This window comes from Streptomyces sp. NBC_00299, from assembly GCF_036173045.1.
GTDB lineage: Bacteria > Actinomycetota > Actinomycetes > Streptomycetales > Streptomycetaceae > Streptomyces > Streptomyces machairae.
Map to the genome: position 1 here is coordinate 2,144,022 of NZ_CP108039.1, position 25,674 is coordinate 2,169,695.

The following is a 25,674-nucleotide window of genomic DNA, read 5'->3' on the forward strand; positions in this document are numbered from 1 at the left end:
GGCGCCCTGCGGGCTCACTTGCCTGCAGTCAGCACGTCCAGGGCTGCCGAGGCCGCGTCGACCACGCCGGGCCAGACGGGGGAGGCCAGATACCGCTCGTCCGGCTCGTCACGACCGACCTCGTCCAAGGCACGGGTCAGCTCGTCGGCCAGCCTGCTCATGGCCGCCACCTCCGCATCGCTGGACAGGGTTCGGCCCAGTGCGGCCTGCGGGTCGGCGAGGACCGTGGTGTCGTCATAGAGGATGTTCACGGTGAGAGTGAGGTCGTCGTAGTAGTCCGGCGACGGATACTCGCGGCCGATCCACACCCTGCGCTGGTACGCCGGATCGGCCAGAGCACGCACCGATGCGATGATCTCCGCCCGCATCTCAGGGAGTGTGATGTCGTGTCGTGATGTCACGGCTTGTTCCACGCCTTCCACTTCAGCCAGTCCTCAACGGGAACGTGGGCTGCCCAGGCATTGTCCTTGATGGAGCCGCTGATGGCCTTTCCGTCCCGGCCGATCACCTTGCCGCCCGAGTTGATGACGACGTGGTCGACCTGCTGATAGACCTGTGAGTTGTTCTTGTTTCCCTGGCCGATACGAACACCGTTCCCCTTGCCGTCGTTCCATCGATAGCCAACGCCCTTGCTGTTGACCTGCTCGAATCCTTTGAGCGACGGAACGCGTCGTCCCGGTGTCCGCTCGTGGCTGCGTGCGTGCCATGAACCACGATGATCAGGACCGGAATCCCGTATATGACATATCAGTTGATGTCCCGGATGGTGCATGCCGTCCCAGTCGATCGGCACGGCGTTTGGGCTCAGCGCATCACCGGGCCATCGTTTCCCTGCTCTGGATGTCGCGGTTCTGGATGTCCCGTGCGGCCCGGCGTAGTTCGGTCAGCACCGCTCGGACCGCCGATCTGGCCGTGCGTTCCGGGCGGTACAGGGCGTCGATGTGACGGCGTGCCTGCACTCTGCTGAGCGGCCGGAGGACGAGGGCCGGATGTCGGCGCGTCGTCCAGCGTGGCATCAGGGCGATGCCGCCGCCCGCCGCCACCGCCTCGGCCACCACCGTGAACTCGTTGATGCGGTGGGCCAGATGGAGGCGCCGGCCGGCCGACGCGGCGATGGCTTCGATGACCGCCAGTACCGGGAAGCCGTCGTGCACCGTGATCCATGGCTCGTCCGCCACATCGCGCGGAGTGACACGGCGCTTGGCGGCCAGGGGATGGTCGGCGGGCATGGCCACGTCCAGCGGCTCGCGCAGCAGCGTCGTCGCGGTCACCGTGTCCGGCCAGGGCGGGGCGTGATCCAGACGGTGGGCGAGGACGATGTCGTACTCCCGGGTGAGCCGGGGGAAGTCCTCCTGCGGCACGTCCTCGTCGGCGAGCCTCGGCACCGGCTTGCCCGGAGCGGCGAGCGCCCTGAGCAGCGGCGGGAAGAACGCGGCACCCGCGCTGTGGAACGCCGCCACCGACACCTCCCCGTCCGGCCGCCCGACGAAGTCGTCGACGGTGCGCCTGGCGCGCGCCAGCGCCGTCTCCACCTCGACGGCCGCGCCCGCCAGCGCCTGCCCGGCATCGGTGAGCACCAGGCGCCGCCCCTGCCGCTCGGTGAGCGGCACCGCGATCGCCCGCTGGAGCAGCCGTAGCTGCTGGGAGATCGCCGACGGCGTCACCAACAACGCCTCGGCGACCGCCGTGACACTGCCCAGTTCGCCGAGCTCCCGCAGGATCCGCAGCTGCCGTTCGTCCATTGCCTCAGTGTAGGGACGACGATGTAGGGCTGCTAAATGATCGTTTTAGAAGGTGGTACTGGGCTTCACGGACGTTTCCGTGCACCGTGGGCAGGTGTCCGATGTCCGACGTACCGATGCGGTACTCCTCCTGGTCGCGCTCGTCTGGGGCTCCAGCTATCTGTCCGCCCAGACGGCGACGGCTGCGCTCCCCGTGCTGCTGGTGCTCTTCGCCCGCTACGGCCTGTCCGCCCTCGCCTGTCTCGGCCTCATCGCGTCCGGGCGGCGCGGCTCGCGCCGATGGACGCGTGCCGAGCTGCGCGCCGGTCTGCCCCTCGGGGTGACGCAGGCCGCGGTCCTGCTCGTGGAGACGTACGGCGTCGCCCACACCAGCGCCGCCAACGCCGGCCTCATCATCAGCCTGACCATCGTCCTCACCCCGCTCCTCGACCGCGGCGGACGCCACGGCTCACTGCCCCTCTCCTTCTTCGCCGCGACCGGTGTGTGCATCCTGGCCGTGGGGCTCCTGATGTCCGGCAACGGCTTCCACGCGCCCCGCCTAGGCGACCTGCTGATGCTGGGCGCCGCCGTCATCCGGGCCGGGCATGTTGCGCTCGTCGGCCGCTTCACCACCGGGCGCGCGATCCGCCCGCTGCAGCTGACGACCGTGCAGACTCTCGTCGGCGCGGCCCTGTTCCTGCCGGCCGCCGCCCTCGACCTGCCGACGCTGGTCCACGCCGACCCGGCGACCTGGGCCCAGCTCGTCTATCTCGCCCTGTTCTGCAGCGTGTTCGCCTTCCTGGCACAGACGTGGGCCGTGCAGCGCACCTCCGCCAGCCGGGCCAGCCTGCTGCTGGGCACCGAGCCTGTCTGGGCGGTCGCGGTGGGCGTGGCCCTCGGCGGCGACCACCTCACCCCGCTCACCGGCCTCGGAGCGGCCCTCATGGTGGCCGGCACCTACTGGGGTCAGGCTGTGGAACGTGCGCACCGCAGCACACCGGACCCCTCGCTCACCGCATCCCAAGCCCACGCCAACACCCACGCCCACGCCCACGCCCACGCCCTCAGCAAGGACCCCGAATGCCCGAGCACGCCTACGACACCCACGACCACCTGATCTCCCTGCTCGACGCCTCCTCCGTCGACTACCGCCTCATCGACCATGAGCCGGAAGGCGCCACCGAGGCCGTCTGCGCCCTGCGCGGTCACCCGGCCTCCGAGGCCGCGAAGTGCATCGTGCTGCGGGTCAAGGTGGACCGGCGCACGACGCGGCACGTCCTCGCCGTCGTCCCGGGCGACCGACGGGTGGACCTGGACGCCGTCCGGGCGCTGTTCGCCGCGCGTTACGTCGGCTTCAGCGACCCCCAGACCGCGGAGCGGCTGGCCCGTGCCGTGCCCGGCACCGTCCTGCCGTTCAGCTTCGACCCCGACCTCGAACTCGTCGCCGACCCGGACGTCGTGGCCCAGCCGAGGCTGTACTTCAACGCCGCCCGGCTGGACCGCTCGCTCCTGATCTCCGGCGCGGACTACGAACGGCTGGCCAAGCCGCGCGTCGAGCGGATCTCTGCGTCGGCGTCGGAGTCCGCGGCTGAGTGACGCAAGCAGTCGCATACGTGTCGCACAGGTGTCGCCGGTTCCTGCGGGGGCACGTGCCGCACCGGCGAGCGGGACGCCGCCGGAAGGCAGGACCGGCCTGCGCCGGCCTGACGACCCTCGCCCCGCTGCCCGCGCTCAGCGCACCTCAGACCGTCTCGCCCGCCACCCGCTCCCCCGTCGGCTCCCGCAGCGGCCACGTCCCGTCGACCACCGCGGTCGCGTCGCCCTTGCGGCGCAGGAAGTTCTGGAAGTCCGCCGCCCACTCTGCGTACCACTCGATCTGACGGAGGTGCAGCTCCGCCGGGCCGAGGGACGCGATCTTGGGGTGGCGGACGGCTATCGCGCCGGCCAGACGGGCCGCGGCGAGGGCGTCTGCGGAGGCGTCGTGAGCGGAGTCGAGTGCGATGCCGTACTCCCGGCAGACCGCTTCCAGGTTGCGCTTGCCGCGACGGTAGCGGTCGGCCCAGCGGTCGATGGTGTACGGGTCGATGACCGGGGCGGGAGCCTGGCCGCCGAGGCGGTCGCTCAGGGACGGCAGGCCGTACCGCCGCAGTTCGGCGGAGAGCAGGCTCAGGTCGAAGGCCGCGTTGTACGCGACGACCGGGACGCCCGTCTTCCAGTACGTCACGAGGACGTCCGCGATGGCGTCCGCAACCTGGTCGGCCGGGCGGCCCTCGGCGGCCGCGCGCTCATTGCTGATGCCGTGGACCGCGACCGCGTCGGCCGGGATCTCGACGCCCGGATCGGCCAGCCACTCCTTGTGCCCTATGGGCTGCCCGTCCCTGACCTCGATCACGGCGGCGGTGACGATGCGCGCCTCGCGCGGATCTGTCCCGGTCGTCTCCAGGTCGAAGCCGATCAGCAGCTCACGGTGCCAGCCCATGGGCGGTCCCCCTTCTTGGTGGTGCTTTCCCCCAGTGGTCTCCACCCTCCCATGCGCCACTGACAATCAGAGGACCGCATTCCGCTTCCGCGGCGGGACCGCCTTCCGTGACCGGCCCGCACTGGGACATTTCAGGACACTGGCCGCGAATCCGCCCACATAAGCTCGAACTCCTCGCGGTACGTGGGGAAAAGCCCGCCTTCGTCGATCTCGTCCGACTTGACCACCCTGCTGCCGTTGCGCAGCACCAGGACCGGCGCCTCGAGACCGCGCATCCGCCGCAGATAGGTCTGCACGACCGCGATGCCGTCGGAGCCGTCGCCGTCCACGAGGTAGGCCGTGAAGCGGGGCGTCTCGTCGAAGACCTGGATCTCGAAGGCCCCCGGGTCACGGAGGCGGGAGCGCACCCGGCGCATGTGCAGGATGTTCATCTCGACCGCCCGGCTCAGCTCGCCGCGCTTGATGCCCAGTTCGCGTTCGCGCCGCTTGACCGCGCTGGAGGCCGGGTTGAGGAAGAGCAGCCGCACCCGGCAGCCGGACTCGGCGAGCCGCACCAGGCGGCGTCCGGAGAAGTTCTGCACGAGAAGGTTGAGGCCGATGCCGATGGCGTCGAGCCTGCGCGCACCGCCGAAGATGTCCTCGGCGGGGAACTGGCGCAGCAGCCGTACCCGGTCGGAGTGCACGGCGACCACGTCGGCGTACCGGTCGCCGACCAGGTCCTCGACCGCGTCGATGGGCAGCCGGCGCGCGGACGGGACGTCGCCGCTCGAACCGAGGATCTCCAGCAGCCGCGCGGAGGCCCGTTCGGCCTGGTTGAGGACCGCCTCGGAAAGGGCCCGGTTGCGGGAGACGACGTTCCGGGTCACTTCGAGCTCGTCCAGGGCGAGTTCGACGTCGCGGCGGTCGTCGACGTAGGGCTCGAAGCACGGCCAGTGCTGCACCATCAGCTCGCGCAGCTGCGGCAGGGTGAGGAAGCTGAGGACGTTGTCGTCGGCCGGGTCCAGCAAGTAGCCCTTGCGGCGGCTGACTTCGCGTACGGCTACGGCGCGCTGCACCCACTCCTGGCCGGCCGGCCCGGCCGCCGCAACCACCCAGTCGTCGTGTCCGTGGACGGGTTCGTAGATGGGGCGCAGCACAGCGGCCACGACCGCCCGCAGCCGCTGTTCGACGAGGTTCAGCCAGATGTAGGCCCGGCCGGCCCGCTGGGCGCGCGTACGCACCTCGAGCCAGGCCTCGGTGTCCCAGTCCAGCTCCGGGCCGATGGAGCTGGTCTCCATCGGCCTGGCCAGGGACACCGCGCCGGGCGGGACCTCTGTGGAGTTCCCCTCGTGACCCTCGTCACCAGGGGGCAACTCCAGCCCTCCCGAGCCCACCCGCGCACCGCCTTCCGCTCCCCCGAGCACTCCCCGTCCCAACGATCAAGGAAGGGTACTCCGGGAGCGGTCGGCGGTGCAGCCGGATGGACAGGGTCGTTTCTCAACTACGAGGCTGCCAGTGCCCGTTCTGCCAGGCGAGCTCGCTCGGAGTGAGCGGATTCATAGCCGTCACGTCCCGCGGGACGATGGAGAATCCCTGCCAGTGGACCGGCATGGGCTGCTGGTCCTCGTCACGGGCGATGTGGTGGAAGCCCACATTCATCCAGACGATCGGGTGAGTGAGGTTCTGGCCGCTGACCCACTTGTCGACGGACTTGGGGTGGGTGTTGCCGCAACCGGGGTTGTTCGTGGCGAACTTCTCGCACTTGTTGTACTCGGTGAAGTACATGTCGTGCTTGGTGAAGCTGCGGCCCGGGTACTTGGTGGTGGCGCCGGGGACGATCTCGTAGGACCGCGCGTGGCCGTCCTTGTTCTTGCCGGTCGCGCTGACCATGCGCCACCAGCGGTAGTTCTTGGCGTCGCCCGCGACCTCCTTGGCGACCTTGGTGCGGGTGGTCTTGGTCTTCGGGGCCCGGTCACCGGCGGCGGGGGCGGTCACGGCCGAGTCGTACTGCTCGATCTTGCCCTTGGAGGAGCCGTCCAGGCCGAAGTCGAGCCGCCAGAAGACGTTGTGGCTGTGGCTGGTGGCCTTGGCCCTGTCGCCCTTGCCGATCGGCCAGCCGCGGCCGTCGCCGGCGTCGTAGTCGTCGTACGACAGGCTGCCGGTGGCGCCGACGTTCATGGTGACCGTGCCGTCGTCCTGGAAGCGCCACTCGGTCATGTACTCGTACCAGCCGACCTGGTTGACCGTGTAGACGAGCAGGTCCTTGCTCTGCGCCTGGTAGACCTTGTTGGCGGTGTCGCCCTGCATGCGGTAGGCGTGGCCACGCGCGCGGGTCGTGGTGCACAGGCCGTTGACGTTCGGGTGCTCCGGGTCCCAGGACTCCGGGACCTTGACCGACTTGATGGTGCCGCCCGGGCACTCGCTCGGCGCGAGGTTCATCAGGCCCTGGGCGAAGCCGAAGCCCGTCAGGTCGTCGTACTCGACGCTGCCGTCGTCGTACGGGACGTGGATCTGCCCGAGCCTGGCGTTGTTGAGGACCTTGATCGGCTTGGTCTCACCCTTGGGCTGGTAGGAGATGTTCTCCAGGACGAGCCCGGCCTTGCCGTCGTAGCGCCAGCACATCCGCCAGGTCGTGCCGCCGGTGAGCTTCTGCTCGATGCGGTAGGCGGCGCTGCAGTCGGCGGCCGGCGCCGGGGCGTTCTTCGGCTGGGCGGAGGCGGGTCCGGCGCCGGTGGTCGCGCCGGCGGCCAGTGCGGCCACGGACAGGCCCAGGGCCGCGCCCTTGCGGGCACGGCTCATTCTGTTCACACGCATGAAGAAATGACTCCCTTACAGGAGGTGCAAGTACGTGAGTTGCACGCCTGCGGCGCGCGAGTTGGAAAACTGAACGGAGGGTGTTCAGCCGATGTCGAGCTTCGCGACCTTGCGGGCGCTCAGGTCGATCACGAAGGAGCGGGCGTCGATCCAGGGCCCGTTCTTCACCTTCGGGAACAGCCGCACGCACCGGTGTTCGCCGCACCGGTCGAGCACGGCGGGCTGGGCGCCCGGAGTCGCCCGGTACACGGCGCCGTTGAGCAGCAGCTGGTCCGGGGAGCTGAGTTCCTTGCCGGTGGCGTCCTTGTAGTCCGCCTTCATGCCCGCGCCCAGCGGGTCGGCGATCAGGATCTTGGCCGCCTCGGCGTACTCGGCACGGCTGAGCGGCGGCTGGACACCGTGCTCGGTGGAGGTCTGCTCGACCTTGCCGGTGTCGAGGTTGACGGTCTTGGTGACGAGCGCGTCGGCCTTGTAGTCGTAGAACGAGACCTCGGCCCGGCGCGGCGCGTTCGCGTCGTCCAGCTCGTCGGCGTCCGGCTCGGCGAGGTCGACGCCGAGGCGCTGCGGACCGCGGTTGCCCTCGACGTTCTCGCCGGCGCTGCGCAGTTGCGGGTTTACCGCGAGCTTCGCGGCCCGGTCCATCTCGTCGTCGGTCAGCGGGTCGTTGCCCGTGCCCTTGTCACCCTCGTCCGGGGCCCCCTCGACGACGCCCGGCGGGACCGCGCCGCCGCCCTGCTCCTGCGCCTGGGCCGCCTGTTGGGCGGACTGACCGCTGTTGCTTCCTCCCGTGTCGTCGGCCCCCGCCGTCCCCGGCAGGGTGATTCCGACCATCACGGCCGTTCCCGCGACCGCGATGGCCGCACCTGCCACCACCTTGCCCAGATGGCGGTGCACTATCTTGCGCACATCTTCCCCCTACTCCCCGTATGTCCCCGGGAGTACGTGTTGGCCCCACTGGTTCGGCATAACGCGTATGCCTGGTCGACCGATAAGAGGGACGTAAGTCATAGGTGGTTCCATCACTTTTGGGGAGACTCGACGTCAAGGCACCTACGACGGCGTGCCCGAACTGAAAGAGTCGTGTCCATGCAGGTCTGGCCTGGAGAGGCATATCCACTCGGTGCCACCTACGACGGCGCCGGCACCAACTTCGCGGTCTTCACTGAGGCCGCGGACCGAGTAGAGCTGTGTCTGCTGCATGACGACGGCTCGGAGACGGCGGTGGAACTGCGGGAGAGCGACGCCTTCGTACGGCACGCGTACTTGCCGGGCGTCATGCCGGGGCAGCGGTACGGCTTCCGGGTGCACGGACCCTACGCGCCCGAGCGCGGTCTGCGCTGCAACTCCGCGAAGCTGCTGCTCGACCCGTACGCCAAGGCGGTCAGCGGCTCGATCAGCTGGGGCGAGGAGGTGTACGGCTACCACTTCGACAAACCCGACAGGCGCAACGACCTGGACTCGGCGCCGCACACGATGTCGTCGGTCGTGGTGAACCCGTACTTCGACTGGGGCGACGACCGGCGGCCGCGCACCGAGTACCACCACACGGTGATCTACGAGGCCCATGTGAAGGGCCTGACCATGCGCCACCCCGGGCTGCCCGAGGAGCTGCGCGGCACGTACGCCGCCCTCGCGCACCCGGCGGTCATCGAGCACCTCACCGAGCTGGGCGTGACGGCGCTGGAGCTGATGCCGGTCCACCAGTTCGTGAACGACCACCGACTGGTCGACATGGGCCTGAACAACTACTGGGGCTACAACACGATCGGCTTCTTCGCCCCGCACAACGCGTACGCCTCCTGGGGCGACCGCGGCCAGCAGGTCCTGGAATTCAAGTCGGCGGTGCGGGCGCTGCACGAGGCCGGCATAGAGGTCATCCTCGACGTGGTCTACAACCACACCGCCGAGGGCAACCATCTGGGCCCCACGCTGTCCTTCCGGGGCCTGGACAATCCGCAGTACTACCGCCTGACGGACGACCCGCGCTACTACATGGACACCACCGGGACCGGGAACTCGCTGCTGATGCGGTCCCCGCACGTCCTGCAACTGATCATGGACTCGCTGCGGTACTGGGTCACCGAGATGCACGTCGACGGCTTCCGCTTCGACCTCGCGGCCACCCTGGCCCGGCAGTTCCACGAGGTGGACCGGCTGTCGTCGTTCTTCGACCTGGTCCAGCAGGACCCGGTGGTGTCCCAGGTGAAACTGATCGCCGAGCCCTGGGACGTCGGCGAGGGCGGTTACCAGGTGGGCAACTTCCCGCCGCTGTGGACCGAGTGGAACGGCAAGTACCGCGACACCGTACGGGACCTGTGGCGCGGCGAGCCGCGCGCGCTGGCGGAGTTCGCGTCGCGGCTGACGGGCTCGTCCGACCTGTACCAGGACGACGGACGGCGCCCGCTGGCCTCCATCAACTTCGTCACCTGCCACGACGGGTTCACGCTGCACGACCTCGTCTCGTACAACGACAAGCACAACCACGCCAACGGCGAGGACAACCGGGACGGCGAGAGTCACAACCGGTCCTGGAACTGCGGGGCGGAGGGCGAGACCGACGACCCGGCCGTCCTGGAGCTGCGTGCCCGTCAGATGCGCAACTTCATCGCCACGCTGATGCTGTCCCAGGGCGTGCCGATGATCAGCCACGGCGACGAGTTCGCGCGCACGCAGCGGGGCAACAACAACGCGTACTGCCAGGACAGCGAGCTGGCGTGGGTGCAATGGCCGACGGACGAGGACGCCGCTGAGGCCGGCTCGGAAGGAGAGGCCCGCTCGGACGGGAAGGGCGGCCCCGACGACGATGCTCCGGCCGGTCTGCCCCGCGAGTTGCTCGCCTTCACGCGCGCGATGGTGTGGCTGCGGCGCGACCATCCGGTCTTCCGCCGACGCCGCTTCTTCCACGGGCGGCCCGTGGAGGGCACTCACGACGACCTGTCGGACATCGCCTGGTTCACTCCGCAGGGCAAGGAGATGGCCCAGCGGGACTGGGACCGCGCGCAGGCGTCGGCGCTGACGGTGTTCCTCAACGGCAACGCGATCTCGGAGCCGGGCGCGCGCGGGGAGCGCATCGGTGACGACTCGTTCCTGCTGATGTTCAACGCCTCCCCGAAGACCCTCGACTTCGTCGTGCCGGTCAACCACGGGCGCGAGTGGCAGGTCGTCGTCGACACCGCGCGCGCGGACGGGGTACCGCCGGAGACGGCGGCGAAGGTGCAGGCCGGGGAGCGGTTGACGTTGGTCGACCGCAGCATGACGGTGCTGCAGCGGCCGGTCTAGGGCGACGTGGCGGTGCGTCCGGAGTACGACGCCGGGCGCGCCGTCAACGCGATCGCGCAGGCGAGTGCTGCGGCGAGGCTTGCGGCGCCGAAGGCCGTCGCGGGGCCGTACGACTCGGCCAGCCGGCCGGTGACGGCGAGTGCGAGAGCCTGCCCGCCGACCAGCGCGCTCGTCGCGAACGCCATGGCCTCGGAGAGCCGCGCGGGCGGCACCACGCGCTCGGTGAGCCCGAACACCGTGATGAGGTGCGGGGCGTAGGCGACGCCGAGGACGGTGACGGTGACGTAGAGGGCGGGGAGGCTCTCGGTCCACAGCAGGGGGAGCGACAGCAGGAACGCGGCTGCGGTGGCCGCCCGCCAGCGGACGGTGAGTCCGAGACTGGCCGGCACGGCGGCCATGGAGAGCCCGGCGACGGCGCTCATCACTCCCATGGCGGCGTAGACGAGCCCCGCCTGGTCCGGCTGTCCGAGTCGCTCCGTGAGGGCGGTGATGCCGGCTTGGCAGGCGCCGAACATGGCGCCCTGGAGAGCGAGGGCGGCTCGGAGGGCGTGGATGGAGCGGGGGATGGGGAGCGGCGGGACAGGACCGGCTGCTCCTGGATCGTTTCGTCGCCCCGCACGCGTCCGGACGGATTCCGGGCGTCGTTCCGCCGACGCACCGACGGGCCCGGGCCGTGTCGCCACCGCCGTCCGATGCAGCCCGAAGCCGCTGCCGCACACCGCCACCAACACCGCGGCACCACCCAGCGCGAACCCCGGATGCGCAGTCACCGCCGCCAGGCCGACCAGGGCGGGCCCCAGCACGAAGGAGACCTCGTCCAGGGTGCTCTCGAAGGACAGCGCGGCACCCACCGTGGAATCGCGGGCCCCCGCACGGCGTGCGAGAGCGACGAGACGGGCGCGGGCCATCGGCCCGATCTGCGGCACCGTCGCCCCGGCCGCCGCCCCCACAACGGCCAGCAATGCCGTCGGCAGCCCCGCGAGCGCAGCGGCGACCAGCCCGGCGATCGCGATGGCGTTGGCGAGCGAGAAGACGAGCACGACCGTCCGCTGCCCGTGCCGGTCGGCGAGCCGGCCGACCAGCGGACCGCAGGCCACCTGCCCGACGGCGAGCGCACCGCCGGTCAGCCCGGCGGCGGCCAGGGAACCGCTCGTGCGCGCGACCAGCAGCACGCTGCCGAACTGGATCGTGGCGGTGGGCAGTCGTGCCAGGAAGGACATGACCGGCAGCAGCGGCCCGGTCAGGCCGATCACCGCGCGGTAGGCCGCGGATGTGCCGCGGCGTCCTGTCGTCACCGTCTGTCCCATCGCTCGAAGCTAGGCACGCGCGTGGCCCACGTGGAGGGGACGATGACACGAAGGGCGGCAGGGCGGGTACGTAGCTTTCCATGACACCTGAGCGACCTGAACCGACGGTGCCGACCTTGCCGACCGCCACGTACCGGCTGCAGCTGCAGTCCTCGTTCCCGTTCGAGGCCGCGGCGGCGGCCGTGCCGTACCTGGCCTCGCTCGGCGTCTCGCATCTGCACCTGTCCCCCGTCCTGGAGGCGGTCCCGGGGTCAGGGCACGGCTATGACGTCGTGGACCACGCGCGCGTGCGCGAGGAACTGGGCGGCGAGGAGGGACTGCGCGCACTGGCGCGCACCGCGCGCGAAAACGGTCTGGGCCTGGTCGTGGACATCGTGCCGAATCACATGGCCATGGCCCCACGCCACAACCGCGCCCTGTGGGAGGTGTTGCGCGAGGGCCCCAAGTCGCCGTACGCGCGATGGTTCGACATCGACTGGGAGGCCCAGGGCGGACAGGTGCTGCTGCCGGTGCTCGGGAGGCCGCTGGGCGAGGAGCTCGGCCGTCTGGAGGTGGACGGCGACGTCCTGCGCTACTACGACCATGTGTTCCCGCTGCGCGAGGGCACCGGGCAACTGCCGCTGCCGCAGCTCCTGGACGCGCAGTGGTACCGGCCGGCGTGGTGGCGGCTGGCCCGTACGGAGCTCAACTACCGGCGGTTCTTCAGCATCTCGGAGCTGATCGGGGTGCGGGTCGAGGAACCGGAGGTGTTCGAGGCCACGCACGCCAAGATCCTCCAGCTCCTGAACGAGGGCGTGATCGACGGGCTGCGCATCGACCACCCCGACGGCCTCGCCGACCCCGACGCGTATCTCCAGCGCCTCCACGAGGCGACCGGCGGGCGCTGGACGGTCGTGGAGAAGATCCTCTCGGACGGCGAGCATCTGCCGGCCTCCTGGCCCGTGGCCGGCACCACCGGCTACGACGCCCTGCGGCACATCGACGGCCTCTTCACCGATCCGGCGGGGTTCGGGGAACTCCTCGGCCAGTACCGGCGGTTCGCGGCGCCGCAGACGGACCGGGGCGGCGACTGGGAGGCGACGGTGCGGCGGGCCGCGTACAAGGTGCTCACGCACGAACTGGCCACGGAGATCGACCGGCTGACGCGGGTCGCGAGCCGCGTGTGCGCCACGTCGCCGGAAGCGGCGCTGCGCGACCGGGCCCCTTGGGCGCTGCGCACCGCGCTGCAGGAGCTCCTCGTCCGGCTGGACGTCTACCGGCCGTACGCCTCCGGTGACGCGGCCCGTGTGGTCACCGAGGAGGCCGCGGCCGAGGCCCGGCTCGCCTTCGTCGTGCCCGAGGAGGCGGGCGCGGTCGACGTCGTACGCGAGCTGGTGCTCGGGCGGGCCGGTGACGGGCCGGACCATGTGGAGTTCCGGACGCGGTTCGCTCAGACGGCGTCGGCGCTGCGGGCCAAGTCCGTGGAGGACACGGCGTTCTACCGCTATGTGCCGCTGCTGTCGGCGACCGAGGTGGGCGGGAACCCGGGGAGCCCCGCCGTGTCGGCCGACGAGTTCCATGCCTACTGCGCGCGCGTGCAGCGCGACTGGCCCGTGACGGGAACGGCCGTGTCGACGCACGACACCAAGCGCAGTGCCGACGTACGGGCGGCGCTGGCCGTGCTCACCGAGTGCCCGGAACAGTGGGCGGACGTCCTGGCCGAGGTGACCCGCGACGGCGAGGGCGTACCGGACGCGCAGCTGGCGTGGGCCGCCTGGCAGACGGTGTTCGGGCTGGGCGAGCCGGACGTGGACCGGGTGCAGGGGGCGCTTCTGAAGCACGTGCGCGAGGCCGGGCTGTTCACCAGCTGGACGGAGCAGGAACCGCCGTACGAGGAGGCGGTGGCGGCGTTCGTCGCCGCGGGGCCCTGCGGGGTGCCCGGCGAGCGCGTGGCCGCCTTCCGGAGCCGTCTGGAGCCGCACATCCGGGCGAACATGCTGGGCATGGCCCTGGCCCAGCTGACGATGCCGGGCGTGCCGGACGTCTATCAGGGCACGGAGGGCGAGTACCGGGCGCTGGTGGACCCGGACAACCGCCGGAGCGTGCGGTTCCCGCACCAGGACCCCGGTGAGAAGGGTGCGCTGACGACGGCCGCGCTGCGGCTGCGCAGGAGGCGTCCGGAGGTCTTCGGTGACGCGGCGTCGTACGTGCCCCTGACCGCCGAGGGCCCGGCCGCCGCGCACTGTGTGGCCTTCGGGCGCTCCGGCGAGGTGGTCACCGCCGTGACGCGGCTGTCGCTGCGACTGGCGCAGTCGGGTGGCTGGCGCAACACCGTGCTTGCGCTGCCGCCTGGGCGGTGGGCCGATGTGCTGGCTCCGGAGCGGGAGTTCGCCGGGCACGCGCGCGTGGAGGAGCTCTTCGAGCGCGTCCCGGTCGCGTTGCTGGAGCGGGTCGGTGAAAGGTCTGCGGAACAGGAGGGGGCGGCCGCAGAGCGACCGTAGAGCCGTCGGTGAGGCCTCCGCCCGGAGCACGGCCGTCCAGCGCGTACGACGGCATCCTGCGCCCTGTCGTGGCTCCGGCGCCCGGCTCGGGCCCGCGCGCGCTCCCGGGGCTCGTGCACCCGGGCGGCGCGTGGTGACGAGCGCTGACGCCCTCTCCGCTCCGGCGCTCCCGGCGTCCGTTCATGCCGGTCGGCGGCGGGCGATCGGTGTGAGGTACCCCGGCCGCGTGGGCCCCGCAGCTCCCCTGGCTCCCGCTGCCCCACCTTCCGGAGGTGAATGCACCTGGGCGCCCCCGGGAGCCTCCCCCGTGAAGTCCTTGACACGTAAACCAGACCGTGGGGTACTGCGGATTGCGAAGGCTGGGCGGACATGACGGGGGTGAGTCTCCTGCCGGAGCTGCGCTACCCCACGCTGACCGAGCTGGTCCGGTCCGCCCGCGCACTGGCCGCACACCGACCGGGCCTGTGCACACTGAGACAGGTGGGTGCCTCCCGAGCGGGCAGACCCCTGCACCTGCTGTCCATCGGTCACGCCCGGTCCGCGGTCCTGGTGGTCGCCGGAGCGCACTCCAACGAACCGACCGGCGGCCCCACGCTCCTCGCGGTCGCCGAACGCGTCCTGCTCGAGCGGGAGTTGCGGCGGGACGTCTCCTGGCACTTCCTGCTGTGCGCGGATCCAGACGGGGCGAGCCTGCACGTCACCCCGGCACCCCGCAGCCTGCTCGACTACCACCGCGGCTTCTTCCGGCCCGCGGCCGAGGAACAGCCGGAGTGGGCACCGGCCACGCTGCCGGCCGACCGGCTGCCGCCCGAGACGCGCGCGCTGACCCGGGTCATCGACGAACTGCGCCCCTACCTCCAGGTGACCCTGCACGGCACCGATCTGGGCGGCAGCTGGGTGCAGTTGACGAAGGACGTCCCCGGCCTCGCCGAGCCGTTCGCGAAGTCCGCGGCCCAGCTGCACATCCCGGTGGAGACGGGCGCCTCGGACGCGGCGGGCTGGCCCGCGTCCGGCCCCGGGGTGCACGTGATGCCGGCCCCGGGCGCGGGCGCGGCGTATCCGAGCATGCCGGACGACGCGCGCAGCAGCACCTGGTACCACGTGCACCGCTACGGCGGCCTGACCGCGGTCGTCGAGGTGCCGATGTGGGCGAGCGACCTGGTGGACGACCCGGCACCGCATCCGGACCCGGCCGGGGCGATGCGGCGGCTGGCGGCCCGGCTGCTGCGGGACACGCTGGAGGTGGAGCGGGTGCTGGCCGAGGCGCTCCCCCGCCTGGACGGCTTCGACGGGCCCCTGCTGCGTGCCTCCAAGTGGGCGCTGGAGCTCGTGCCGGGGCTGGCCGCCGACTGGATGCGCACACCGCCCGCCGACAACACCATGGCGTACGTCGGGAGCGTGGACGCCTTCGGGCGCCGGCTGCCGCTGCGGGCGGCGGCCATGCTGCTGCGTGTCCTGCGGGAGACCGACGACCGCGGGGCGCAGCGCCTCGAACACCTCGTGGCGACCTGGAGCAACGCGTTCGCCGAGCGCTTCCGCGCCCGCTGGGTGCCCCTGGAGCACCAGGTCGAGCACCAGTCCCGCACGGTCGTCGCGGCGGCGCTGCACGCGCGCGACCGGCCGATGTGAGCCGTCCCGGCGTGAACCGTGCCGACGTGAACCGTGCCGACGTGTGCGGTACGGCCGATGCGGCACAGGCGCCAGGCGTCAGGCGTCGAGCGCGAACACGGCTCCCGTCCGAGCACCCATCGCGCACCCGTTGGCGAAGGTCTCCCGGTAGTCGACCGGCCGCCCCTGCCACTCCCCGCGCGCGTGGACGGTCACCGGAGCGTAGATCATCGGGCAGAAGGCGTCCGCCGTCCGGAGCCGGCTGATGTCGCCGCCCACCTTCTCGAGCTCCGCGCAGGCCTGCGCCGCCTTCCCGTGGCCCTGCGGCGGGTCGCACAGCAGCAGCGTGCCGCGCGGGTCACCGTGGCGGGCGTCGCCCCTGGTGACCGTCAGGAAGAGCCAGTTCCCCGAGTCCGACTCCTGGGCCGCCGCCTGCGCCGGGGTCGCGCCGAGGAGGAGCATGGCGGCCGCCGCCAGCAGGCCGCCCCGTACCGCTTTCGCCGTGATTGATTGCGTCATTCCCGATGCATCGGCACGGCGGCCCCGGCATTCCACCCCGACTCACCCGAACGGGAGCACGCGGGCGCGTACCGTCCGGCGAGTTCGAACGCGGCGAGTACCACCCGCGCCTGGTACTCCACCTGACGCGCGACCGGTATCCAGCGGGCCCCGCAGCCGTCGCGGTAGTCGTCGCACCACGCGTCGAGGAGCCGGTCCAGTTCCGGCAGCACCCCGGCAGGGTCGTGCCCGGCGCCCGTCACGAGCTGGTGCAGCAGCCCGGCGGTGCGCAGGGCGAGGCGCCGCCCGGCGATGCGCAGGGCGGCCAGATGGGCGGTGCTGAGCGGGGGAAGGGGGTGTACGCCGACCGGGTCCCCGATGTCGGGGTCCCAGGTGTTCGCGAGCCCGGGACAGACCAGTAAATAGTCGTCCACCGGGGCGAGCAGCCGGGCCGATTCCGGTCCGGCGGGCAGGTGGGGCCGCAGGCGTTCCAGCAGCCGCTGCAGCAGGAGGGTGTCGTGACGGAGGGTGTGGCTCACCCTGCGCAGGACCGTTTCCTCATCAGCGGCCGGAGCACCGTCCTGGACGGCCGCCACACCCCACATGGGGGCCTCCACGACCGCCGTGACCGTGCCGTGCCGGTACGGATGGAACCACGTCGACTCCACGGCCGCCTCGGTGATGGCGGCGGCCAGGTCGCCCCGGCGGGGCCTGGGGATCCGGTAGACGGCGGGTCCCAGTTCCGGCCAGTACAGGGTGTCGTAGGGGCCGAGCTCGCGCGGGATGCCTAGGCGGGCCGCCGTGTGCGCGATGCGCTGGGCAAGGCCGGGCAGGTCATGGGTCAGCTCGACGAAGCCGCCGCCGACGTCGACGCCGTGCAGGGAGCACTGCAGGAAGGGCCGCAGTTCGTCCTGGAGTTCGAGCAGGGCGCGGGTCTCGGGCAGCGTGGCGGCGTCCGCGCCGTCCGGCAGCCATTCGGGCTGTTCCAGGAAGCCGGGCCGGAAGAAGTGCCGGAAGTAGTCGGCGAGGGCGTACGGGCCGTGCAGCCACCCCTCGTTGCGGCGCAGGCCGTCGGGGTCGAGGCACAGCAGCAGGTTCCAGGTGGCGTTGGCGCCCTCGTGCAGACGGGGGTCGGCGAGCACCCGTTCGGCCAGCCTGAGGACGGTGGCGCCGCCCACCGGCTCGTTGGCGTGCGGGCCGGCCACGACGAGGGCCTGGCGGCTGCCGTGGCCGACGGACAGCAGCCACAGAGGCGTGCCCGCGCGGGACGTGCCGACACGGCGCAGTCGTGCGTCACGGGGGCGGCGGGCGACGAGCGCGGCCGCCCGGGCGCTCAGCTCGTCGACGGTCGGGTAGCGGAGGAGTGGCGGCAGGGCACACCTCCACAATGCGGTGCCGTCGGTTCACCTGGTGTACATGGTGTACGCACAGTCAGTCACGACTTGGCCAGTACGTCAACACCACCGAGGGCAAAGGGACTTGAGTCAACGTTTCAAGTAGAGGGAGGACCCAAGCCGCTGGTCGGCTCAGTTCGCGGCGAGCCGGAACGACATCCGGCCGAAGCCGACCTGGTCGCCCTCGCGGACCACGACGGCACCGATGACGCGCCTGCCGTTGACCGTGGTGCCGTTGGTGGAGCCGAGGTCACGCAGGACCCACAGGCCCGCCTGGTGGCTCAGTTCGGCGTGCACCCGGGACACCGTCTCGTGCGTCAGCCGCAGCCCGTTGGCGGGGTCGCGGCCTATGCGCAGCGGATGACCGGCCCCGGGGTGGGGCAGCAGCAGCTTGGGCAGCCGCTCGGCCTGCCACGCCCTGCGCAGCCGTACCGTGAAGCCGGAGACGGCCTCGACGGTGCCGAACACCAGACGGGACAGACGGCTCTCGGAGGGCAGGTCGGCGGTGAGCGCCGCGAGCTCGTCCGCGCGGCGGGCGGAGAGGGCGAGTTCCATCCGGCGCACGAACGTGTCGTGCGACAGCCGTCCCATGGCGACGCCGTCACGCAGCACCTTCAGCGCCTTGTCGCGCTCCACGTCGGAGAGCCGCGCGGGGTACGTGTTGAACTCGAAAGACGACGTCACGCTGCTGATTGTCGGTCAGTGGCCCCCCGGTGTCCAGAAAACGGGGAAACGGCCACCACACGCGCGTGATCACCGAGACCGGCCACGACACCCCGCCGCAAAAGGGAAGATTCAAAAGCGGATTGATCTCGTTTGAAGCACCATGGACGGGCTACATCACGGTGAGCAGACGAAGGGGAACCGTCCGTGCAGTTCGAGGTGTGGGCACCGCAGGCCGGCCGTGTGACGCTCCATTGCGAGGGCGCCACGCGCGCGTTGGAGCGAGATCCTGATCGAGCGGGATGGTGGTGGGGGGAGGCCGAGGCGCGGGACGGGACGCGGTACGGGTTCGCGCTGGACGACGGGCCGGTGCTGCCCGATCCGCGTTCGCGCCGGCAGCCGGACGGCCCGGACGGGCTCAGTTCGGTCGTCGACCACAGCCGCTACGAGTGGCGTACCGAGTGGGCCGGGCGGCCACTGCCCGGTGCGGTGCTGTACGAGCTGCACGTGGGCACGTACACGCGTGAGGGCACGCTGGACGCGGCTGCCGAGCGGCTCGGGCATCTCGTCGAACTGGGCATCACCCACGTCCAGTTGATGCCCCTGTGCCCCTTCCCCGGGCGACACGGCTGGGGCTACGAGGGCGTCTCGCTGTGGGCCGTGCACGAACCGTACGGCGGCCCCGAGGCGCTGAAACGCTTCGTCGACCGGGCCCATGAACTGGGCCTGGGTGTGGTCCTCGACGTCGTGCACAACCACTTCGGCCCGTCCGGGAACTATCTGCCCGCCTTCGGCCCCTACCTCACGGACACGCATCAGACGCCGTGGGGCTCCGCGGTCAACCTGGACGCGCCCGGCTCGGACGAGGTGCGCACGTTTCTCGTGGAGGGCTCACTGGCCTGGCTGCGGGACTACCGGATCGACGGGCTGCGCCTGGACGCGGTGCACGCGCTGGTGGACACGCGCGCGTGCCACTTCCTGGAGGAGCTGTCGACGGCCGTCGACGCCCTCTCCGCCGAACTGGGCCGGCCGCTGTCCCTGATCGCGGAGACCGACCTGAACGACCCTCGGCTCATCACCGCACGCGCGGAGGGCGGCCTCGGTCTGCACGCCCAGTGGAACGACGACTTCCACCACACCCTGCACACCGCGCTGACCGGCGAGTCCCAGGGCTACTACGCCGACTTCGCGCGTGCCCCGGTGGCGGGCCTCGCCAAGACCCTCACCGGCGGCTACTTCCACGACGGCACGTACTCGAGCTTCCGGGGCCGCCGCCACGGGCGCCCTCTGGACCGTACGCGCGTGGGGGCGCACCGCCTCCTCGGCTACAGCCAGACCCACGACCAGGTCGGCAACCGGGCCCAGGGCGACCGGCTCGCGGCCGTCCTCTCCCCCGGGCTGCTGGCCTGCGCGGCCACGCTGACGCTGACGGCGCCGTTCACGCCGATGCTGTTCATGGGCGAGGAGTGGGCCGCGGGCACGCCCTGGCAGTTCTTCACCGACCACACCGATCCGGAACTCGCCGAAGCCGTACGGCGCGGCAGGCGTCGGGAGTTCGCGGCGCACGGGTGGGCCGAGGAGGATGTGCCCGACCCGCAGGACCCGGCGACCCGGGACCGCTCCTGCCTCGACTGGTCCGAGCTCGAAAGCGAGCCTCACGCGCGCGTGCTGGCCTGGTACCGGCGCCTCATCGCGCTGCGCCACGAGCAGCCCGACCTCACCGATCCCGACCTCGCCGACACCAAGGTGGCCTACGACGAGCAGGGGCGCTGGCTCGCCTTCCGGCGCGGTGACGTACGCGCGGCCGTCAACCTCTCCAAGGAAGCGGCGACGATCCCGCTGGGGCCCCGGCAGGCGGCCGTACTGGCGGCGTGGGAGCCCGTCGAGGCGCCGGGGGCGGACGGGGTGCTGCATGTGCCCGGGGAGTCGGGTGTGGTGCTGTTGCAGGGGTGAGCGCGGCGCGGTACGGGCGGGCGTGAGAGTTCGCGCGTGCGCCCTACGCCGGGCCGGACGCGCGTGCGCCTGCGCCCCTACAACTCCTCCTCCCCGTCGTCCTCCCTGAGCTCGGTCACCCGCTCCAGCAGGATCGGCTCCCAGGCGTGCCGGAGCTGCGCTCTCAGCAGCGGTGGCGGTGACTCGCCCTTGCCGGCGAGGCGGTCCGCGAGGCGGACGACCGCGTCGCAGCGGGCGAGCCAGAGGCCTCGTAGGCAGGGGCGGGCGCCGTAGCCGGCGAGGGTGGCGGCGCGGACGGCGGCCGGGGAGCCGACGGCGAGGGCGAGGCCGGCGATGTCCTCGGCGGGATCGCCCAGGACGGTGTCGGCCCAGCCGAGGACGCCGCGCACCCGGCCGTCGGCACTGACCACGAGGTGGTCGCCGGTGAGGGCGTGGTGGACGAGCACGGCCGTCGCGGACTGGGCGGCCAGCTGAACGGCGGCCTGCTGGGTGAGCTGGCGCACGGCGGCGGCGTCGAACTCGTCGGCGGCGTCGAGTCGTGCCGCGGCACGTTCGGCGGCCCGGCGCAGGCCCTCCAGGGAGCGCGGCGCGGCGCGCGGCACGCCGAGCGTCTCCGCTTGCCGTACCGGGACCTCGCGCAGTCCCGTGAGCAGTCCGGCCAGGTCGGCCTCGCCGACGGCGGACACGTCGTGCTGCCCGCCCGCCCCGCCGGGCACCTTGGTGTCCAGCGTGCAGGTCAGTCCGGGTGCCCACTCGCCGTAGGCGACGCTCGTCGGCACCGTGACGGGGACGTGCGGGCGGACGAGGTCGCGCAGGCGCAGCTCGCGGCGCTGGCGGGCGGCGGCCTCACGGTCGCTCGCGAGCCGCAGCACATGGCGGGTGCCGACCCACCAGGTGGCGGGCTCGGCGCCCGTGGCGGCAGGGCGGACCTCGGGTCCGGCCGAGTCGTCCGCGCCGTTCTTGAGCAGGGAACGGACCAGTCGGCGGACGGTGTCCGCGGTGGGTGTCGGTGCCTGAGTCATGGTCGCGCCGTCGTCGCTCGGGGGTCTACGGGGGCCGGGCTCCTTGCTCCCGGATCGGTGGCCGGGTCAGTCCACTATGACCATCTCGCGGGTGGTGTCGTTGAGGCGCCGGCCGCCGTCCTCGGTGACCGTCACGATGTCCTCGATACGCACTCCGAAGCGGCCGGGCAGATAGATCCCGGGCTCCACGGAGAAGCACATGCCGGGCACGAGGGGCTGTTCCTCGCCCTCGATCATGTACGGCGGCTCGTGGGTGGTGACGCCGATGCCGTGCCCGGTGCGGTGGATGAAGTACTCGCCGTATCCGGCGTCCGCGATGACCGCGCGGGCCGCCCGGTCGACCTCCTGGCAGGCGACGCCGGGCCGTACGGCACGGAAGCCGGCCTCCTGGGCCGCGCGCACCAGGTCGTGGACCCGGCGCTCCTCGTCGGTGGGTTCGCCGACGTGGACCGTGCGGGAGGTGTCGGAGCCGTAGCCGTCCTTCAGGCCGCCGAAGTCGAGGACCACCATGTCGCCGCGTTCGATCACACGGTCGCCCACCTCGTGGTGCGGATTGGCGCCGTTCGGGCCGGAGGCGACGATCGTGAAGTCGACCTGGGAGTGGCCGAAGCGGCGCAGCAGGTGGGCGAGGTCGGCGGCGACCTCGGACTCGCGGCGACCGCTGAAGGGAACCTTCCGGATCTCCTCGAACGTTGCGTCTGCGGCCGCACCCGCGGCCGCCAACAGCTCCAGCTCGGCGGCGTCCTTCACGGCGCGCAGCATCGGCAGTGCGTCGGTGAGGGAGGCGTAGGAGGTGCCGGGCAGCGCCTTCTGCAGGGCCAGCAGGTGCAGGGCCCAGGCGTTGTCGCTGATGCCGAACCGGCCCTTCGCGTCGAGGAGGGCGGCGGTGGCGGCGTAGGGGTCCTTGCCGTCCGTCCAGTCGCGCAGGGTCAGGCCGGGCGCACCGGTGGCCTGCGCGGCGTCCGGGGCCTCCAGAGCGGGGACGACGAGGACGGGGTCCCGGCCTGGGACGAGGACCAGCAGGGTGAGCCGCTCGGTCTCCGCGGTGGGCGCGTAGCCGGTCAGCCACACCAGGTCCGGGCCGGGGGCCACCAGGAGCCCGGCCAGGCCGGCGTCCGCGGCCGCCCGCGCGGCACGTTCCATGCGGGCCTTGTAGTCGTCGGCGGTGAAGGGCGCGGGTGCGGTGCCGGTCATCCGGGCCTCCCTGGGCGCGTGAAAGGACTACGGGCAGCATCCTGCCCGCACGGAGGGGGCGGCGCGAGCCGATCGGCGGGTCTTTCGAGCGGCTCGTGGGCCGGCCGGCCGGGCATGGCGTCAGCTGTCCAGTGCCATACGGACGCCGAGAAGGAGCAGCACCCCTCCGGAGACCTGCTCCAGGCGTCGGCGCACGCCCGCGCGGGACAGCACGTTCTTCATCCGGCCGACGAACCACACGTAGAGGCCGTAGTAGCCGACTTCGTAGACCGCCCAGAGTGCGGCGAGGCCGATCATGGTCGGCAGGTGCGGGGCGCCTTCCGGGACGAACTGCGGGAGGAAGGACAGGGCGAAGACGGCCGCCTTGGGGTTGGCGAGGTTGAGCAGCAGCCCGCCGCGGTAGGAGGCCCAGCCGCTCTTGTGCGTGCCCTCCCATCCGGTCTCCTGCTCCGCCTTCGCGCGGCGGGCCTGTCGCAGCGCCTGGATGCCGAACCAGACGAGCACGACCGCGCCGACGATCCGCATCACGTCGTACGCCACCTCGGAGGCCGTCAGCAGCGCGGTCAGGCCGAACGCGGCGACGACGCCCCAGACGAAGACCCCGGTCTCGTTTCCGAGCACCGTCAGGAATCCGGAGCGTCTGCTGTGCAGCGACTGCTTGATGATCAGCACCGTGCTGGGCCCCGGCGAGGCGGCGACGAGGGTGCAGGCTCCCAGGAAGGCGATGAGGGTGGTGAGCATGGGGTCATGGTGGCCCGGCCGGCGGAACGGGACCAGTGGATGTCGCAGGCTCGTCCTCGATGCCCGCGCCTGAGATGCGAGGCGGTCAGGTGACGACGCCCGGGATCACCGTCAGCTGCTGGTAGCCGCCGCTGCGGTGGCGCACCGTGAGGGTGACCTCGCTGCCCGGGCGGGCCCGGGCGACGGCTCGGGCGAGGTCGGCGGCGGAGTCGATGCGGGTCCTGCCGAACGCGAGGAGTACGTCGCCGCGGACCAGGCCTGCCGTGTATCCCGGTCCCGGAACGTGGACGCCGACGAGCAGGGCGCCCGGCTTCCTGGCGTCCACTGCCTCCACGCCGAGGGTGGCGACGGCGGCCGGACGCGGCGAGGACGTCGGCGTCGCAGACGCGGGGGCCGAGGAACCGGGGTGCGCCGACTCGGACGGGCTGCCGGGTGCGCCCAGGCCTGCCTGTCGCTTCAGCTCGGCGAGCTTGCTCATGCCGATCACTGTGGCCCCCAGGGTGCCGAGTCCGACCCCGGACAGGATCAGGACCATTCCCACCAGCAGGGCGCAGAGCAGGGTGGTGAGCCGTCGGCCGCGCTTGTGGGGCGCGGCGTGCGGACGCCGTGCGCCAGCGGCGGGCTTGGCCTCGTCGCCGGGTCCCTGACCTGGCATGGGCTTGGGTCTCAACGCAGTCTGTTCCATCGGATCGCCTCCGGCTGGTGACTACCCTGCGCACCGGCGCACGACGAGCCACGATCGAGTGAGACTGACCAGTGGTCAGGAACGGGAAGCCATAGGCGTCACGGCAGAAACGGGACGTCAGGGAGGGCTTCCGGAGGGGCGGGCCCAGTCTCACGCCGGTTCGAGCAACGCCTCCGCGACCGCCGCCGACGCTCCTCGCAGCGTCCCCGCGAACACCAGTTCCGTCCGGTGTACGACACGCGGTTCCGTGAGCGGTACGGCGACGCAGCCAGCCACCCCGGTGGCCGCCGAGCGCGGCAGCAGGGTCAGTCCGTGGCCTGTCGCAGCCAGGGCGGTGAGGGCGTGGACGTCGGTGCCCTCGTAGCGCAGGGCGGGGCGGAAGCCGTGGCCGCCGTTCGCGGCGCGGAGGTGGGCGAGTGGAAGGCCCGCGTCGGGGGCGTCCAGCCAGCGCGCGTCGGCCAGGTCACCGAGGCGCAGGCCGGTGCGCCGGGCGAGCGGGTGGGTGTCGGGCAGGAGGACGCAGACGGGCTCCTCCCCCACGCCGTACGTGGTCAGCGGTGCCACGTCCGGCAGTCGCAGCGGGTCGCTGGGGGCGGCGAGCCCGTCGACGAGGCCGAGGTCCGCCGTGCCGGTGGCGACGGCCGCGGGGATCTCGGCGCGCGCCAGCACGCGCAAGGTCACGCCGGCGGCCGGGAGCGCGGCGAGGACGCGGGGACCGAGTGCGGTCGACGCGGTCGCGAGCGTGAGTCCGTGGTCGGGCGCGGCCGCCATCCTCACGACGTCCGCGCGGGCCGCCTCCAGGCGCAGCAGCAGCGGGCCCGCATGTTCGAGGAGCCGCTCGCCGGCCGCCGTGGGTGCCACGGGGCGACGGGTGAGCAGCGGCGCGCCCAGGTCTTGTTCGAGCGCGGCGATGTGCTGGGACACCGCCGACTGGGTGTAGCCGAGCTCGCGGGCAGCCTCGGAGAACGAGGCGAGACGGGCGACGAAGACGTAGGTGCGCAGCAGGTGCGGGTCCATGCCGCACAGCTTCCCGCATGCCATCAGCTCTGCTTATCAGAGGTCCAGTAATCATCGTTGGACGTGAAGTACGGGCCGCGCCCAGGATGACGGTCATGACGAACACCGCTGCTCGGGCAGCAACGACAGCAAGACTCGCGCTGGTCGGGGACCGCTCCCCCAACGTCGCCTCGCACGCGCGCGTGCCGCTGCTGCTGGACGCCCTCGCCGAGCGCGAACGGCTCGTCCTCGACGCCTACTGGATCCCGTCGCAGGACGCGGTGGCCGACGACGGGGTGCGCGGCTTCGACGCCGTGTGGGTGCTGCCGGGCAGCCCGTACCGCAGCGAGGCGGGCGTGCTGTCCGCGATCCGCACTGCGCGCAAGGAGGGGATTCCGTTCCTCGGCACGTGCGGCGGCTTCCAGCACGCGCTTCTCGAATACGCCCGCGAGGTGTGCGGGCTGACCCGGGTCGCCCACGCCGAGAACGACCCCGACGCGGACGACTTCCTCATCGAACCCCTGGCCTGCTCACTGGTCGGCCACGAAGCGCTGGTCCGGGTCGAGCCGGGTTCGCTCGCCCAGTCGGTGATCGGCTCGGAAAGGACCGTCGAACGGTACTTCTGCGCCTACGGCCCCTCCCGTCACCTGGACACCCTCCGCGCGCAGGGCCTGCGATTCCCGGGGCACGACGAGGACGGTCACGTCCGGATCGCCGAACTACCCGGCCATCCCTTCTTCCTGGCCACGCTCTTCCAGCCGGAACTGTCCGGCGACGGCTCGCGCCCGCACCCGATCGTCCGGGCACTGGCGCGAGCCGCGGTGGAGCACGCGGCGCGGCGGGTCCCCACGCGCGCGTGAC

The 25,674-nt window shown here is 72.0% G+C and carries 23 protein-coding genes; 7 read left to right on the forward strand and 16 right to left on the reverse strand.

Features of this window, described 5'->3' with window-relative positions:
• Positions 1–14: 14 nt before the first annotated feature.
• Genes OHT51_RS09320 through OHT51_RS09330 form a run of 3 tightly spaced genes read right to left on the reverse strand, consistent with a single transcriptional unit; the run spans position 15 to position 1,742 of the window.
• Positions 15–368, reverse strand: coding sequence for an SCO4402 family protein (locus tag OHT51_RS09320; protein ID WP_328878445.1), 354 nt, complete (start codon positions 366–368; stop codon positions 15–17).
• Between the two features lie 29 nt (positions 369–397).
• Positions 398–793: a hypothetical protein gene (locus tag OHT51_RS09325; protein WP_328878446.1), complete on the reverse strand. Its 396-nt coding sequence runs from the start codon at positions 791–793 to the stop codon at positions 398–400.
• A 19-nt stretch (positions 794–812) separates the two neighbouring features.
• Complete coding sequence (locus OHT51_RS09330; protein ID WP_328878447.1) at positions 813–1,742, reverse strand: LysR family transcriptional regulator; 930 nt, start codon at positions 1,740–1,742, stop codon at positions 813–815.
• Between the two features lie 94 nt (positions 1,743–1,836).
• Between OHT51_RS09330 and OHT51_RS09335 the strand changes: the two genes are divergently transcribed.
• Positions 1,837–2,838, forward strand: a complete 1,002-nt coding sequence (locus tag OHT51_RS09335; RefSeq protein WP_328878448.1) for a DMT family transporter — start codon at positions 1,837–1,839, stop codon at positions 2,836–2,838.
• Positions 2,802–3,317 (forward strand): YbaK/EbsC family protein, encoded by a 516-nt coding sequence (locus OHT51_RS09340; protein ID WP_328878449.1) that lies wholly within the window; start codon positions 2,802–2,804, stop codon positions 3,315–3,317. Before OHT51_RS09335 ends, OHT51_RS09340 begins: the two co-directional genes overlap by 37 nt.
• Positions 3,318–3,462: 145 nt before the next feature.
• Here OHT51_RS09340 and OHT51_RS09345 read toward each other — a convergent pair whose 3' ends face one another.
• The 4 genes from OHT51_RS09345 to OHT51_RS09360 all read right to left on the reverse strand — a co-directional run bounded on the left by OHT51_RS09345 (position 3,463) and on the right by OHT51_RS09360 (position 7,899).
• Positions 3,463–4,200, reverse strand: coding sequence for a 3'-5' exonuclease (locus OHT51_RS09345; RefSeq protein ID WP_328878450.1), 738 nt, complete (start codon positions 4,198–4,200; stop codon positions 3,463–3,465).
• Between the two features lie 131 nt (positions 4,201–4,331).
• Complete coding sequence (locus OHT51_RS09350; RefSeq protein WP_328878451.1) at positions 4,332–5,573, reverse strand: SAV2148 family HEPN domain-containing protein; 1,242 nt, start codon at positions 5,571–5,573, stop codon at positions 4,332–4,334.
• Between the two features lie 103 nt (positions 5,574–5,676).
• Positions 5,677–6,993 carry a copper amine oxidase gene (locus OHT51_RS09355; protein WP_328878452.1) on the reverse strand — a complete coding sequence of 439 codons (1,317 nt, stop codon included), beginning with the start codon at positions 6,991–6,993 and terminating at the stop codon, positions 5,677–5,679.
• 84 nt (positions 6,994–7,077) lie between these two features.
• Positions 7,078–7,899, reverse strand: a complete 822-nt coding sequence (locus OHT51_RS09360; RefSeq protein ID WP_328878453.1) for a Tat pathway signal sequence domain protein — start codon at positions 7,897–7,899, stop codon at positions 7,078–7,080.
• 180 nt (positions 7,900–8,079) lie between these two features.
• Here OHT51_RS09360 and glgX point away from each other — a divergent pair, with 180 nt between their 5' ends.
• A complete protein-coding gene (gene glgX, locus OHT51_RS09365) occupies positions 8,080–10,272 on the forward strand; it encodes a glycogen debranching protein GlgX (protein ID WP_328878454.1) in 2,193 nt (730 codons plus the stop codon).
• On the opposite strand, the gene OHT51_RS09370 is transcribed toward glgX, so the two are convergent.
• Entirely contained in the window at positions 10,269–11,579 is a 1,311-nt protein-coding gene (locus OHT51_RS09370; protein ID WP_328878455.1) for an MFS transporter, read from the reverse strand. The two genes, glgX and OHT51_RS09370, sit on opposite strands and share 4 nt — an antisense overlap.
• Before the next feature lie 80 nt (positions 11,580–11,659).
• On the opposite strand from OHT51_RS09370, the gene treY reads away from it, so the two are divergent.
• Positions 11,660–14,059, forward strand: a complete 2,400-nt coding sequence (treY, locus tag OHT51_RS09375) for a malto-oligosyltrehalose synthase (RefSeq protein ID WP_328878456.1) — start codon at positions 11,660–11,662, stop codon at positions 14,057–14,059.
• Between the two features lie 378 nt (positions 14,060–14,437).
• Complete coding sequence (locus OHT51_RS09380; RefSeq protein WP_328884282.1) at positions 14,438–15,688, forward strand: M14 family zinc carboxypeptidase; 1,251 nt, start codon at positions 14,438–14,440, stop codon at positions 15,686–15,688.
• A gap of 78 nt (positions 15,689–15,766) precedes the next feature.
• Here OHT51_RS09380 and OHT51_RS09385 read toward each other — a convergent pair whose 3' ends face one another.
• From OHT51_RS09385 to OHT51_RS09395, 3 genes are all read right to left on the reverse strand, one after another.
• A complete protein-coding gene (locus OHT51_RS09385) occupies positions 15,767–16,186 on the reverse strand; it encodes an SSI family serine proteinase inhibitor (protein WP_328878457.1) in 420 nt (139 codons plus the stop codon).
• A complete protein-coding gene (locus OHT51_RS09390; RefSeq protein ID WP_328878458.1) occupies positions 16,183–17,553 on the reverse strand; it encodes a M14 family zinc carboxypeptidase in 1,371 nt (456 codons plus the stop codon). The genes OHT51_RS09385 and OHT51_RS09390 overlap by 4 nt, the downstream gene beginning before the upstream one ends.
• Before the next feature lie 138 nt (positions 17,554–17,691).
• Positions 17,692–18,243 carry a DUF1707 and FHA domain-containing protein gene (locus tag OHT51_RS09395; protein ID WP_328878459.1) on the reverse strand — a complete coding sequence of 184 codons (552 nt, stop codon included), beginning with the start codon at positions 18,241–18,243 and terminating at the stop codon, positions 17,692–17,694.
• 186 nt (positions 18,244–18,429) lie between these two features.
• Between OHT51_RS09395 and treZ the strand changes: the two genes are divergently transcribed.
• The gene (treZ, locus tag OHT51_RS09400) at positions 18,430–20,175 is read left to right on the forward strand and encodes a malto-oligosyltrehalose trehalohydrolase (RefSeq protein WP_328878460.1); all 1,746 of its coding nucleotides are present in this window, start codon (positions 18,430–18,432) and stop codon (positions 20,173–20,175) included.
• Positions 20,176–20,252: 77 nt separating this feature from the next.
• Here the strand turns inward: treZ and OHT51_RS09405 are convergent, their stop codons facing one another.
• The 5 genes from OHT51_RS09405 to OHT51_RS09425 form a co-directional block, all read right to left on the reverse strand.
• Entirely contained in the window at positions 20,253–21,197 is a 945-nt protein-coding gene (locus tag OHT51_RS09405) for an aminoglycoside phosphotransferase family protein (protein WP_328878461.1), read from the reverse strand.
• Between the two features lie 66 nt (positions 21,198–21,263).
• Positions 21,264–22,391, reverse strand: coding sequence for an aminopeptidase P family protein (locus OHT51_RS09410; protein ID WP_328878462.1), 1,128 nt, complete (start codon positions 22,389–22,391; stop codon positions 21,264–21,266).
• A 120-nt stretch (positions 22,392–22,511) separates the two neighbouring features.
• Complete coding sequence (locus OHT51_RS09415) at positions 22,512–23,132, reverse strand: LysE family translocator (protein WP_328878463.1); 621 nt, start codon at positions 23,130–23,132, stop codon at positions 22,512–22,514.
• A gap of 85 nt (positions 23,133–23,217) precedes the next feature.
• Positions 23,218–23,817 (reverse strand): PDZ domain-containing protein, encoded by a 600-nt coding sequence (locus tag OHT51_RS09420; RefSeq protein WP_328878464.1) that lies wholly within the window; start codon positions 23,815–23,817, stop codon positions 23,218–23,220.
• Positions 23,818–23,967: 150 nt separating this feature from the next.
• Positions 23,968–24,834, reverse strand: coding sequence for a LysR family transcriptional regulator (locus tag OHT51_RS09425; protein WP_328884283.1), 867 nt, complete (start codon positions 24,832–24,834; stop codon positions 23,968–23,970).
• Between the two features lie 95 nt (positions 24,835–24,929).
• On the opposite strand from OHT51_RS09425, the gene OHT51_RS09430 reads away from it, so the two are divergent.
• Positions 24,930–25,673 carry a CTP synthase C-terminal region-related (seleno)protein gene (locus tag OHT51_RS09430; protein ID WP_328878465.1) on the forward strand — a complete coding sequence of 248 codons (744 nt, stop codon included), beginning with the start codon at positions 24,930–24,932 and terminating at the stop codon, positions 25,671–25,673.
• Position 25,674: the final 1 nt, after the last annotated feature.